A 13,495-nucleotide genomic window follows, 5' to 3' on the forward strand; every position below is an offset into this window, starting at 1 on the left:
GGAGTAAACCTTTGTCCCAACCCGGCGAAAACCACCAGCTAGCCCTGGACCGATTCTTGAGTGAACACCCGGCCCTGGCCGCGGAACTGAATACATTGAACCCCCTGGCGGCCCAGGCCAAAGGGGAAACCATGGAGCAGTACCGCGCCGAGCGCCTGCATGAAGCCTTCGAGGCAGAAGCGGAGCAACAGGGCTTGTTTGCCTGGGAACTGACGCTGAAATTGACGGCGCATTCCCCGGCGGAGTTCGAGGCGCAACGCCTTGAGGTGCACAAGGAGGTGGCGCAAATGGCAGGCCTGAGTTGGTTCGAGTATTGCCAGCTGCACGACTTGCCCGTCTAGAACCAGCGGCCCAGGCCCTTCCTGCGATCAGCGAGCACCGCGCGTAATTCATCAAGGGTAACGGCCCTGCGTTCAGGGTCAGCCGTCAACGCCGTACGCAATACAGGCCAGCAATGACGAGGCAGTTGCCTGGGCCGGGCCGGCCTGTCACTGGCGTGGCGCCGGCCTTGTGCCAATTCGTACAACACACAGGCCACTGCATACAGGTCGGCGCTGGCCGACAGTGCTCCGCCAGCCAGCAACTCCGGCGCGGCGTACGCGGGCGTCCAGGCATTGAAGCGGCTGCGACTCAAGCCTGGAGAACCCGCCCGGGCCTGCCCGCAAGCCTCGCCCAGACCGAAATCGAACAAGCGCAACCCGCCGTCTCCCACCATGACATTGGCGGGTTTCACATCCCCGTGCAGCACACCCTGCTGATGGCTATGGCGCAACGCGTCGAGCAATTGCATGGCGATGCCTTGCAGCGCTTGCCAGGGTAAACCGCCGGGGCACTCCAGCAGCAACCGGTCCAGAGTCATGCCCTGGAGCAGTTCCATGGTAAAGAATGCGATCTGGCCGGGAGCATCCACTTCAAATGAATACACACGCACCACCTGCTCATGCCGCAGGCTGCGGGTCAGGGCAAACTCGTTGTACAGCAACACGTGGGCATCCGCAGACTCGCGGATGGCTTCGCCCAACACCTTGATCGCGACACTGGAACAGGGTTCGCCAAACTGTTCGTGCAGCAGGTCCCGCGCACGATAGACCACGCCCATGCCGCCTGCGCCCAACACGCGCTCGATCAGGTATCGCCCGGCCAGCAACTCGGGGGCTCCGTCGCGCGGTGGGTTTACCGGGGCCTTGGCAAAGGCAAAGTGGGTCAGGTCGCGTATGACTGCACCACCACAGCGGTCAGGTTGTCGCCGGCCGTGCCGCGCAAGACACCTGCAAACAGCTGGTCCAGGACACGTTGCGGGTTTCCCTGGCTCAAGGCCTGGCCCAACTCAGAGTGGCTAAGCGCCTGGTACAGGCCGTCGCTGCACAACAGAAACACATCCCCTGCCAAGGTACCGAGTTCCAGGACCTGCGGGCTCAGTGGTGCCCGCGAGCCGATGGCCCGGGTCAAGGCCCGTGCGTCTGGATGGGCCCTGGCCTGTTCCGGGCTCACCTGCTGGTCAATCAATTGCTCACACAGCGAATGGTCTCGCGACAGCTGGTACAGCGTCTGCCCGCGCCACAGATAGCAACGACTGTCACCGGCCCAGACACACGCAGCGCGATCGCCCTGAAGCAACAACGCCACGACCGTGCTTCCCATGGTGGCCTCGGCGCCATGGGAGGCCAGCGTCAATTCATCGCCCAGCCGCCGGTTGAGCCATTGCAGGCAACGACGGGTCGCCTCGACGCGTTCATCCAGGCTGCCCTGGCCGGGCAATGACGCCAGGCCATCGACCACCAACTGGCTGGCGATATCCCCCGCCTGATGCCCGCCCATCCCGTCCGCCACGGCCCAGCAGCCCGTCCCGGGGCAATCGAGAAAGGCATCCTCGTTGCGTAAACGGACCTTTCCACGGTCTGTGCGACCGGCGCTGTGCCAGCGGTCGCGAGGTTGGCTCACAACTGCTCCGGCAGGCGAAAAGTTCGCCACTGCGCCATCTGGAATGGATTGGGTGTGCGTCGGCTGGTCAGCAGGTAGTTGGCGCGCAAGCCTGCCAGGTCAGCCTTGAGGATCAGCTCATCCTGCCCGCTGGAGGGTTCGCTCTGCATCAAGTCGAACAAGCGAAACAGGGACCAGGCCCCGGTATTTTTTTCGAGCCCCAGCGCCCGCTCGCTGCCACGCTCCAGTACCAGGCTGCTGCGACCATTCTCAGCCTCGGCTGGCCATTGCATCGCCATGGGGACAATCGGCCCGTGCCGGTACTCCATCTGCTGGCCACCCAAACGCAAGACCGCGCGACTCACCGACGGGTCCAGGCTATAGGGTGCGAGCGTGAAACGAACCTGCAAGTCCCCCGGCTCATCCGCAAAAAAACCGCGCCTGATCACCTGCACCTTCGCCTGCTGGTCGAGCAACGCCCGAGACATCGGCAAGCTGCGCCCATCCAGGCTACGCAGCCTGTAGCGCCCGGAATCACCGCTGACGAAAGGCTTCAGATAGCTGTCAAAGAATCGCGCCATGATCCCCTCAGGCTTGAAAAACTCCTGGAAGTCGTTGAGGGAAACGTCGCTGCTGGCGTGGGCATTGAACGGGAAACGCAGCTTGATCGCCCTGCTGTAGAAACCATATACCTCGCTCTGATAACGCTGGTTCACATGCCGATAGGCCTGGTCGAGCAGGCGGCGCCAATGCTCGTCGGCCAGGCTTTCGAACCAGCCCGCCAGCGGCAGCGGCAAACGAGCGGCCACGTTGCGCAGGTTACTCAGCGCATCCTGTTGCCCCTGGATCCGCCGCTTGACCATCTCGAACGCGACCGGCTCCGGCGCGCCTTCGCGATTCAAGCTCGCCAACTGCAGGTGCAAGTCGTTGAGCGCCTGTAACACGCCGGTCAACTCGGCCCCCGGGTTCTCTTGGCTGTCCAGCAACTGGTGCAAGGGCTCGAAGCGGCGCTGCATGGCTCGCCGTGCGCTGTCGGGCAAGGCATTGACCAGCCCGGCGGCGGTCGGCAACCGCTCTGCCGCTGGCCCAGGCAGCTTGGCAGCCAGCTCGTCGAGGCGCTCACTGGCCGACGGCAGGCGCGTGTGGTCACGAACCTGCTGCAACAACTGCAACAACGGCGACTGGGCCGACGTCAAGCTGGCGAGCTGCTCGACGGCTTGCCTGGAGTTTTCAGTTTCACGCAGGCCAACCTGCCCAAGCGCCTCGCTCCAGGCATCGGCATACTCGCTGAAGTAGCGTCGTTCAAGCTCCACCATCAACCGTTGCAAATCCATGGCGCTCAGGTCGGCGCCCTCTCCCAGCACCCAGTTGTCCTGGACGATGGTATTCACCAGCCGCGCGCCCTGCGCTTCAAAATGCCGCTGGTACGTGCGGGTATAAAACCCCGGAATGGAACGCTCGCCCCCGTCAAACACCCGCCCGTGTGCAAGGCGCAACGGTTCAAGGCCGCGAGCTTGTTCGCGCAGCACCCGGTACACCACGTCAACCAGCGATTCGCCGCGCAACACGTGGCGCGCGCGGGCCACCAGCTCGTCATCGAGCGGCTGCACGAACGGCTGCTCAAGCAAGCGCGCGAAATGTTCATTCAACCGGTTTTGCACGGAGGGCTCACCGGCAAACCGTACAGACCAATGCCCCGCCACCCGCTCACGCAGCCAGCCGACATCCCGACGCTCCCGCAGGTTGAGCATCAGGTACGCCCGGAGGTTATCCAGCAGCCGTTCACGATCTTCCAGGCTGCCGCGAACCTGTTCCTGCAGCATCTCGCTGACCTGGGACAGCAACAGCCGCCCCAAGGCACGCTCGTAGGCCTGCTCCAGCACTGGACGGCTGATACTGCCCTGATACAACCCCATCCGCTCAACCAGCCGGGCTTCACCCGGCAAGGGGAAAATCCGCGTGGCCGCCAGGCGGCTGTCCAGCAGCGGCAGGAGTGCCTGGGTAGCGTCTGACCCAGGCTGCACGGGTGCGGGCTGTCGTGCCAGCGCCTGCAGTTGCTCCAGACGTTGATGATTGGAGGAGTAACTGTGGGTCCACAGCAAGCCCGCCGCCACGACGACCACTAGCGCGCCCAGGGCCAGCCCCCCCTGGTGCCGGCGGATTCGACGGCGCTCCTGGCTATCGAGGTCCGCCAGGTCGGCTTGCGCCAGAATCACCCGGCTGAACAAGCCCTGGATAAAGTACGCACGTGGTTCAAGTGCCTGTGGGCCACCGTCGGCGCTGGTCAAGTAGAAACCACGAAAGCCGTTGGTGTGCTGATAACGCGGGCCGCAAAAAGCAACGTCGATATAGAGGCTCAGGCGCTCGCCAATCCGGGCCGCCTGATGGGGGAAGTCGAGCATCCGTCCGCGCAGATCACTGTTGCGTTCCTGGTGCAGGCGCTGCACAAGCTCACCGCTCAAGCGCTGCAGCAGTGCTTCAAACGCCTGTCGTACCTGGGCAATGCCAATACCCGCTTTGCCTGGGACGATAGATTCGCCCAACACCGCATCACTGCCTTCGCCCAACGGCCGCTCGAAGAACTCCGCAAACCCCGGCAGGTGGTCGGCCTGGGTCACCACCAGGTAGACCGGCACCTCCACATGCAACGTCTGGCGGATCTCCAGCAACCGACTCTGGACTGCCCGCGCCTCATTCTCCAGCTGACGCTCGCTGCCATGGAGCAATGTGTCCGTGGACAGCGCCACCACCACACCGTTGAGCGGGCGTGTCCGGCGCCGCACCTTGAGCAGCTCCAGCAGCGTCGACCAACCCGCGCCATCCACCTGGCTGTCAGGCTGGGTAAGGTAGCGGCCGGCGACGTCGAGCAACACGCCGTCCTCGGCGAAATGCCAGTCACAGTCCCGCGTGGCACCGCCCTGCGTCGCTACCGACGCGCCCTGATCCTGGAGCAACTGCAAGCCACTGGCGGCCAACATCCGGGACTTGCCACTGCCTTCCTTGCCGATCAGCAAATACCAGGGCAATGCATTACGCCAACGCGGGCTGCGTTCACCATAAATCCGGGAGTGTTTCAGGGTGTACAAAGCGTCCTTGAAGCGACCGCGCAGGTGCCGCTGCTCGTTTTCAATCTGGCCTTTGCGCGGGCGTGGCTCGCCGTCATCGACGGTTGATTGCCGGGCCATACTGCGCCAATTGGCATACACCATCGCCAGGCCCCACAACAAAAACAGCCCGCTGATTGTCAGCAAGCGCGATGCCGCCGCTTGCCAGAATCGATAGTCGTCGACAGCCAGCAGTGGCCCGAAGAACCACACGGTCATTGCGACCGCGAGCACCAGCAGCAGGCTCCAGACCCAAACCCTGCCCAGCACGGCGCCCGCGCTCCTGAAGAATGCGTTCATGCGTTGCTCCCTGCGTTAGAGCGGCGCCCGGAACATATCCGGCGCCACGAGTTGATACGGTTGCAACATCGCTTCACGCTGCTGGCCCAGCACCCAGGCAAATCCTGCATACAGGCTCAACAGGCTGGCGGCGACAAACACTGCAATCCAGGTGAGCGACACGACCCTCAGCCGTTTCCGGCGCGGCTGTTCCGGCCTGGGCGACGGCGCGCACGCCGCAGGCGTATCACCCCGCACATGCCGGATCTGCCGATACAGCGCGTCCCGAACCTGTTCAAGCTGCAACAACCCACGCTCCATGACCCGGTACTTGCCCTCAAACCCGAGGGACAGGCACAGGTACATCAACTCCAGCATCGCCAGGTGCTTGAAGGGGTCCCTCGACATGCGCTCAAGCAACTGGAAAAACTTCTCGCCGCCGAAGGTTTCGTTGTGAAAACTGCTCAGCAGGCTCATCTTCGACCAATCGCTCTGGCTGCCCCATGAGGTGGTGACCACTGCCTCGTCGATCACGCTGCACAGCACATACCGCGCCGCCATGACCTCGCTGGCCTGGGCCCCGTCATGCCGGGCCCGCGTCTCGAACAGCGTGACTGCAGCCGAGAGTCGTTCATTCAGGGCGCGCAGGCTTTCCTCGGCGGTACTGCGCTTGAGGCGGACCACCTCGGACAACAGCTCCCAGGCAGGCGCCACCAAACTGTTCAGGCCAATGTCGAAATGCTCCGCGCCCTGCAAGCGGGCCGCGTAGATCATCCGGTCTTCCAGTTGTTCGAAACGCGGCGGCGATGCGAAGTCGGTCATCGGTCCCTGCGCCGGTCCGCGTCCCTGTCGATCAAGCAGGACGGTTTTCTCGTCCTGCGGGTATTCCCTGTCCATGGTCTCAGTTCCTGATGGCCCAGAATTTCAGTTCCAGTTCGGCAAATTCACCGCTGACGTGGAAGGCAAATCCTCCCGACTGCTTCAACTGCTCAATGTCCCGGGCACCGAGTTCAAGGATGAAATAGGTGTTGGCGGCATGAAACGGTATCTGCCGGGGAGCCACCGGCAGCGGCTTGACCTTGATGCCCGCCAACTGCAGGTTGACCAACTCGCGAATCCGCTCCACGGGGCCGACCTTGAGGTGCGCCGGAAGCCGGTGTCGAAGCTCCTCGGCGTCACAATGGGCGCTGGCGGCCAGAATGAAGGTCGCCGAACCCAGCAGGTTGAGATCGCTCACCGGGCACACCAGCACCCCGTACTGGCGAGGCTGCAGCGCCAGCTCAATGGCATGCTGCTCAAGCACCATCGACAGCAGGCTGCGAATCGGCTCCATCAATCCACGAAAGCTGGCGCCCTGGTCGCTGTGCCGGTAATGCCCCTCGAAGTGCGCACGCTTGCTGTCGCTGGCAAACGTCGCGAGTTCACCCAGGATCGACAGCAATGTTCGATACAGCGTTTCAGGGCTGACCTGGCTCAGGCCCAGGTAGTGACGCAAGACCAGTTCGGTGCGATTGATCAATTGCAACATCAGGAAGTCGCCAACCTCCGCGCCGGCGGCGGTACCGTTGGCGCGAATCCGCTCGGCGATGGCATCCCCCCGGTAAGCGAGCAGGCTGATCACTTCCTTGAGGCAAGACAGCAGGTAGCCGGAACCATGCAGGTGAATGAAGCTCGGGATAAAATCGGGGTCCAGGCTGACGCCCTCCTCGGTGCAACTGAGCACCTGGGCAACCTTGAGCTTCACGTAATGCGGGTCGCTGTGTTGCTCCCCCAGCAACAGGCGAAAATCCAGCTGCCCGCAATTGACCTGACGACGAGCTTCTTCCCCGGCGTTGGAGTCGCTGACGTCTACCGCAAGAGTCTTGTAGCGCGCCAACACATCAATCTGCTCGGGTCGACGGGCTTCAACACAGTTACCTGTGGCCAGCGGCAAGGCCAGGTAGATCGACTGCTTCCCGGTATTTACCGGAACCTCCAGCACCAGCGACTCCATCGCGCCGCCCAGCTCGAACAGGCTGCCATCCGGCAATATGCCGCTGGCCTGGCTGATAACGACCTTGCCCATATTGAGGTATTGCACATCGATTTCCAGGGCCAGGAAGCCCCAGGCGTGACGGCACAACAGCTGGGTGCGGCGCGTGAGTTGCTGATCGTGGTACCGATCGTTTTGCTGGAAATGCTGAGGGCGCAGCAACATGCCTTCCTGCCAGATGACTTTTTGGCTGTACATGTCAGTCGCCCACCTTCGCGGGTTGCGGGTTGACCAACCGAATGCCGGCCTGATCAAGGATCAGTTCAGCGCCGGTCAATCGCTGCGCGGTCACCGGCAACACATAGCGCCATTGCGAGTGAGGCAAATCACGGTACGCCGCCAGCACGCCGACATAACGACTGCCTGGCTCGAGACTGAGTTTGAGCGTGGAGTGATCGCCGGGGCGCAACTCCAGCTCTTCGAGGTTCACCAGGTCCTTGGGCAACGTGTGCTCGGCATGAGCATAAAGGCTGAAAAAGTCCGCATTTTCAAAAGCCACGGCGTGTCGAAGCTCCATCAGGTGCACCACGATCGGCGACGGGCGACCATGGAGATCAGGGTTGACCCGTTCGCTGGCGGTCAGTGTCAGGTCCAGCTTGGTCAACTTCGAAAAGGGCGACAGGGAGCAACCACCCAGCAAACCCATTACAGCGCACAACAATGCAACGGTGACTCGGGACATGAAGATCATCCTGGATAACGGTGAAGGGTTGAGATCAGACGAATCTGTTCCTCGTACGCCTTGGCGAAGTCGCTGCCCAGCAGGCGCTCGCTCAAGTGCTCGTCCTCGATCAGTGCCTGGTAATGGCGCTGGTACGCGCGCCAGCGGGCGCCACACCGGGGAATCAGCGGCGGCCTTGCCTGGCGCTCGAAGCACAGCAGCAAATGGCCGGGCGCAAAGGCTGCCAGAGCGCCGCGTACTGCCGCGCGGCAGGCCGCCAGCAAGGCCACCTCGTGAGCCTGCATGTCGCGGTACGCCCGCATGACAAGCATCTCGGCGGAAACCTGCCCCAGCTGCCCGACACCCAGCAGCGACCCCAAGGCCGCACTGGCGTCTGCGCTGTCTCTAAGTGGGTTGGGGCTTTGGAGCGGCGTCTGGGTGAGTGCCAGTTTCAGCTCTTGCCTGAGCTCGTTACGGGTGCCCAGGCTCTGTTGCAACCCTTCAGTCATTTGCCGGAGCAAGCTCGCGGCCTTGATCGCCAGGACTTCTCTTGCCGACTCATCGAGGTCGCCCAGATCAATACCGAGTGCCTGCGCAAACCCCAACCAGAATGGCCCTGAGCCGTGACCTGGAACGGGCGATTGCGGACTTGGGGCAACCTGGCGCGCAGGCTTCACAAGTTCGGGAACCGTCAGGTGATCCCGGTCCGCCGCCGCGTGGTCCGTCCAGCGCAATGTCTCGTAGGTGGTCATGTTCAGGGCCGCCAGCTCTTGCGACCCGTCCTCGCGCTGCAGTTCGCTGGCCAGTGCCCGCAGTGGGTCCAGCTCAAGGAATGCATCATCGGGAATCAGCCTGTGTAATCCGTCCTGGCCCTGTCCCAGCGGTGGGCTGACCAGTCGTGCGCGAATACTCAGCGGCCCCAGCTGAAATACCGCGCCGTCATCTATCGGTTGCTGCTGCCCCTCATGCAGACGCTCACTGCGGCCTGCCAGGCGGGTTCCATTGCTGCTGATATCCGTCAGGAAATACCGGCCGTCACGATAACTGATCACCGCGTGACGACCGGAAACCTGGCGACTGGTGTCAGGCAGGGTCCAGTCGCAACCGCCCCCCCGGCCGATGACGCCCCCCACACCGTCAAAGACTTTGCGCAGCGCCGGCGCGGACTCTGCTGGCCCCGCAGGGCACACCTCAAACACTAGCTGCATGGCAGGACTCCTCCGCGCTCACAGGCCACGACCGGTGGACCGTGGATCACCCAGCGGACGGTAGTCATCGTCGTCAAAGACATGATTGGTGTTACAGCCACTCAGCAAAAACAACACAAGCACCAGGGCTTGCCACTGACTAACAGGCATCAGGTATCTCCCGGAATTGAAAGGGTGTGCCATTCAGCACTCTCCCTGGACTTCGCCAAACGGAATGTCCAGGCGTGCAAGGCGGTACAACAACGTGCGCCGGGCGAGGCCCAGTTCACGGGCGGTGCGGGTTCGATTGCCACGGTTCTTGCGCAGGCAGTCGATCAGCACTACCCGCTCGACTCGCTCCATGCGCTGGCGCAGCGTTGCGTCGACAGCGGGCGCGGACAGGGTTGATGGCAGCGATAAATGCGCAGGCAGGATCACCTCGTCGTCGCACAGCAGCACCGCCCGCTCCACCATGCATTTGAGCTCACGAACGTTGCCGGGAAAGTGGTGGCTGGACAGTTGATCCAGGGCCGCACTCGACCAGCCCACCGTGGCTCGCCCCAACAGTGCACAGGCCTTGTCGGCGAAATGCCGGGCCAGTTGCAGCACGTCCCCGTCCCGCTGGCGCAGCGCCGGCAACTCGATAGGAAACTGCGCCAGCCGGTAATAAAGGTCCTCGCGAAAGCTTCCTTCAGCCACCATGCTGGTGAGGTCCCGGTGGGTCGCCGCGACGATTCGCACGTCGACCTTGTGGGACGTGTTGGCACCCAACGGCCGAATCTCGCCCTCCTGCAGGACCCGCAACAACTTGGCCTGCAGTGACAGCGGCATATCACCGATTTCGTCGAGCAGCAGCGTGCCGCCGTGGGCGGTGTCAAACAGGCCGGCATGGTCTCTTTCGGCCCCGGTGAACGCGCCTTTGCGGTAACCGAACAACTCACTTTCGAGCAAGCCTTCGGGAAACGCTGCGCAGTTTTGCACCACAAATGCCTTGCTGCTGCGCGGGCCGGCAGCATGAATGGCCCGGGCGACCACCTCTTTACCGGTGCCGGTCTCGCCCCGGAGCAGCACGGTGTAGGGGCTATGCACCACCTTGCCGATCAGGCGGCACGTCTCGTCCATGGCCGTGCTGTTTCCGATCAAGCCGTAGGCGCTGGTGCTGCGGGTGCTGCGAACCACCTTCAACGCACCGGGAGCCCGGCGCATTCGCCGCAACAGGGCCAACTGGCTCAAGACAAAACTGCCCAATTGGCCCAGGGACGCACCGTAGCCAGCCAGCTCCGTCGCTCGCAGGCTGGCACACAACACCATCCCGGATACCTGCTTGCTCGGCCCCGGTAACGGCACGCACAGGAGTGATTGCCAGGACGCCGCGCCCGCTGGCAGAAACCCCGTGTCATACACACTGCTGCCTGCCTCGGTGAGGTTAAACACCCGGTTCTGTTGCAGCACGTACTGCAACAGTTGCTCGTTCCGAAAATCCGCGCCCGAGCTCACAACCGCCCCTGGCGGCGACAGGCCCGGCAAATACTGGGCAGCCAGTTCGAGGCGGCCGGTGGCCTGGTCGAGCAAGTACAACTGGCCAAGCTCGCAGCCGCTCAATTGCGCGGCGCCTGCCGCAAAGTCATCGGCCAATGTCGATTCGTCACTATTGATGCCCAACCGGGTAAACCATCCCAACAAGGCAGCGGCGTAGTCCAGCGGGCTTGGCAACTGGGTAAACGGATTGTCCGCCATCAGCTGAACTCACAGATTACGGTGCCGTTGGCATCCAGCCTGGCATGGACGAACTGCAGGGACTTGCCAACGGCCATCGCATCCAGCAGGCGATCCACCACCTGCGGCAACAGGTTTTCCTCGATCCATTGGTCGACAAACCGCGCGCCACTCCCACTGTGGCTACAGTGCTCGGCCATGTGTGCGACAAGATCCCCTGCGTGACTGAATGCGAGCTTGCGCTGAAGCAGACGCTGGCCCAGGCGCTGAAGTTTGTGTTCAATCAGTTGGTGCAGCACCGCGCCTGCCACCGGGTAATACGGCACGACTCGCATACGGGCCAGCAGCGCCGGCTTGAAATGAGCTGTCAGTACCGGCCGGATCGCGGCGTGCAGTACTTCGACAGCCGGTCGTTGACTGTCGGCGCACAGCCCGGTGACAAGATCGCTGCCCAGGTTGGAAGTCATCAGGATCAGGGTATTGCGAAAGTCGATTTCACGTTTTTCTCCATCATTGGCTACCCCTTTGTCGAACACCTGGTAAAACAGGTTCAGGACATCCGGATCGGCCTTTTCCACCTCATCGAGCAGCACCACTGAATAGGGCTTTTGCCGCACCGCCTCAGTCAGCACCCCGCCCTCCCCGTAACCGACATAACCCGGTGGTGCGCCGATCAGCCGGGACAGTGAGTGTTTCTCCTGGTATTCAGACATGTTGATCGTGGTGACAAAGCGCTCGCCGCCATACAACAGGTCGGCCAGGGCGTGGGCTGTTTCAGTTTTGCCGACACCACTGGGGCCCACCAACAGAAATACCCCCACGGGGGCATCAGGCTTGTTCACGCCGGCCGCGACAGCCCGCAGGCAACGGTCCAGGACCTGCACGGCACCTTCCTGGCCGAGGATGCGACCACGCAGATCATCCGCAAAGTTCAGGACCTTCGCGCTGTGTTCGCGGGCAAGCTGCTCCAGGGGAATACCCGTCCAGGCGCTGATAACCTGTGCCACCAACCGTGGGCATACTTCGAAGCTGAGCAATCGCTGTTCGTGCTGTATGGCCTGCAACGCCTGATGGTTCTGGGCCAGGAGCGGAGCGAGAGCCTCAGTGCTTTCGCCAAGGTTACCGGCGTCGGCAAGTTGCTGGCGCAGCGAGAGCACCTTCTCGGCCAGTTCGCGCTGGTGGGTCCAGCGTTGTTCAAGCTGTAACTGTGCGACTTCTACTTCTTCCAGTCTCCGGGTGAGGTGCTGCAGCACCTGTTCATCGATGGCCAACCCCGCGTCGGCATCCCTGCGCACGGCACGTTGCTGGCGCGTGCCCTCGGCCAGTTCGGCGCGCAACTGCTGCAGTTCGTCCGGCGCCGTGACCAGGCTGATCCGCACCCGGGCACAAGCGGTGTCCAGCACGTCCACAGCCTTGTCCGGCAACTGGCGGCCGGCCAGGTAGCGGGCACTCAACTGCGCGGCGGCGACCACGGCGTCATCGCGCACGTAGACTCCGTGGCTGGCCTCATACACCGGGACCAACCCACGCAAAATCGTCACGGCATCGTCAACCGTCGGCTCGTGCACCTGCACCGGCTGAAAACGCCGCGCCAACGCCGGGTCTTTCTCGAAGTACTTCTTGTACTCCGACCAGGTCGTCGCGGCGATGGTACGCAACTCACCTCGTGCCAGCGCTGGCTTGAGCAGGTTGGCGGCATCGGAGCTGCCGGCCGAGCCGCCTGCGCCGACCAGGGTATGGGCCTCATCGATGAACAGGATGACCGGTTGCGGCGAGGCGTTGACCTCATCGATCAAGCCTTTGAGGCGGCGCTCGAACTCACCCTTGATACTGGCACCGGCTTGCAGCAGGCCCATGTCCAGCGTCAGCAGGCGCACCTTCCTGAGCACCTCTGGCACTTGCGCGCTGACGATCCGCAGGGCCAGGCACTCGACTATCGCGGTTTTCCCGACACCCGCCTCGCCCACCAGAATGGGGTTGTTCTTGCGCCGCCGCGCGAGCGTATCGATCATTTGCCGGACTTCGTTATCGCGACAGAGCACGGGGTCGAGTTTCCCGTCCCGGGCCTGGCGAGTCAGGTCATGGGTAAAGCGCTCCAGCAAGGAACTCCCCGCCTCAGCGGGAGCCGCCTGCGCGTTTTCACTCAAGAGAAATCCGAGCACACGCGGTGCATCAAGCGTGCTCATCACCGCCTGGTAACGGCTGCCAGCGTGCTGCATCGGGTTGCGCAACAAGGCGAGCAGCAAGGCGCCATGGTCCACTTCCCGTCGGCCCAGCTCCAGATGGGCAACCAGCAACGCCTGCTGCAGCCATTGCACCAGGGCGGGCGAAAACACCGGATTGCGGGACGCGCTCTGGTCGACCCGAGGTTGCAGCACGGCCTGCAATTCCCCGGCATCCACGCCCGCATCCTGCAGCGCTCGCATAAGAACACCCTCGGGATGCTCCAGGAGCGTCAGCAGCAAGTCTTCCACCAGCACCTCGCCGCCGCCCCGGGTGACACAACGCTCGGCGCTGCGTTCCAGGTCGCGCCGTGTGGACGCCGTCAATGCCTGGATAAGTTGTTGCAGATCCACATTCATCATATCCATCAATC

At 63.0% G+C, this 13,495-nt stretch carries 11 protein-coding genes; 1 reads left to right on the top strand and 10 read right to left on the bottom strand.

Annotated elements, in window-relative coordinates:
• Nucleotides 1-11 precede the first annotated feature (11 nt).
• On the top strand, nucleotides 12-341 hold the full coding sequence (locus tag HX807_RS12115; RefSeq protein ID WP_087694170.1) for a DUF6388 family protein: 330 nt from the start codon (nucleotides 12-14) through the stop codon (nucleotides 339-341).
• On the opposite strand, the gene HX807_RS12120 is transcribed toward HX807_RS12115, so the two are convergent.
• Genes HX807_RS12120 through tssH form a run of 10 tightly spaced genes read right to left on the bottom strand, consistent with a single transcriptional unit; the run spans nucleotide 338 to nucleotide 13,484 of the window.
• A complete protein-coding gene (locus HX807_RS12120; protein ID WP_177050131.1) occupies nucleotides 338-1,216 on the bottom strand; it encodes a serine/threonine-protein kinase in 879 nt (292 codons plus the stop codon). The two genes, HX807_RS12115 and HX807_RS12120, sit on opposite strands and share 4 nt — an antisense overlap.
• Complete coding sequence (locus tag HX807_RS12125; protein WP_177050079.1) at nucleotides 1,204-1,941, bottom strand: PP2C family serine/threonine-protein phosphatase; 738 nt, start codon at nucleotides 1,939-1,941, stop codon at nucleotides 1,204-1,206. The genes HX807_RS12120 and HX807_RS12125 overlap by 13 nt, the downstream gene beginning before the upstream one ends.
• Nucleotides 1,938-5,324, bottom strand: a complete 3,387-nt coding sequence (gene tssM, locus HX807_RS12130) for a type VI secretion system membrane subunit TssM (protein ID WP_177050081.1) — start codon at nucleotides 5,322-5,324, stop codon at nucleotides 1,938-1,940. The genes HX807_RS12125 and tssM overlap by 4 nt, the downstream gene beginning before the upstream one ends.
• Before the next feature lie 15 nt (nucleotides 5,325-5,339).
• Nucleotides 5,340-6,200 (bottom strand): type IVB secretion system protein IcmH/DotU, encoded by an 861-nt coding sequence (gene icmH / locus HX807_RS12135; RefSeq protein WP_134326851.1) that lies wholly within the window; start codon nucleotides 6,198-6,200, stop codon nucleotides 5,340-5,342.
• A 4-nt stretch (nucleotides 6,201-6,204) separates the two neighbouring features.
• A complete protein-coding gene (gene tssK / locus HX807_RS12140; protein WP_177050083.1) occupies nucleotides 6,205-7,533 on the bottom strand; it encodes a type VI secretion system baseplate subunit TssK in 1,329 nt (442 codons plus the stop codon).
• 1 nt (nucleotide 7,534) lies between these two features.
• Nucleotides 7,535-8,017 (bottom strand): type VI secretion system lipoprotein TssJ, encoded by a 483-nt coding sequence (gene tssJ, locus HX807_RS12145; protein ID WP_177050085.1) that lies wholly within the window; start codon nucleotides 8,015-8,017, stop codon nucleotides 7,535-7,537.
• 5 nt (nucleotides 8,018-8,022) lie between these two features.
• Nucleotides 8,023-9,204: a type VI secretion system-associated FHA domain protein TagH gene (tagH, locus tag HX807_RS12150; RefSeq protein ID WP_177050087.1), complete on the bottom strand. Its 1,182-nt coding sequence runs from the start codon at nucleotides 9,202-9,204 to the stop codon at nucleotides 8,023-8,025.
• A gap of 18 nt (nucleotides 9,205-9,222) precedes the next feature.
• On the bottom strand, nucleotides 9,223-9,354 hold the full coding sequence (locus tag HX807_RS12155) for a hypothetical protein (protein WP_003208049.1): 132 nt from the start codon (nucleotides 9,352-9,354) through the stop codon (nucleotides 9,223-9,225).
• A gap of 33 nt (nucleotides 9,355-9,387) precedes the next feature.
• Nucleotides 9,388-10,920 (bottom strand): sigma-54-dependent Fis family transcriptional regulator, encoded by a 1,533-nt coding sequence (locus HX807_RS12160; RefSeq protein WP_087694178.1) that lies wholly within the window; start codon nucleotides 10,918-10,920, stop codon nucleotides 9,388-9,390.
• On the bottom strand, nucleotides 10,920-13,484 hold the full coding sequence (gene tssH, locus HX807_RS12165) for a type VI secretion system ATPase TssH (RefSeq protein ID WP_177050089.1): 2,565 nt from the start codon (nucleotides 13,482-13,484) through the stop codon (nucleotides 10,920-10,922). Before tssH ends, HX807_RS12160 begins: the two co-directional genes overlap by 1 nt.
• Nucleotides 13,485-13,495: the final 11 nt, after the last annotated feature.

It is taken from the genome of Pseudomonas sp. D8002 (assembly GCF_013385695.1).
Classification (GTDB): domain Bacteria; phylum Pseudomonadota; class Gammaproteobacteria; order Pseudomonadales; family Pseudomonadaceae; genus Aquipseudomonas.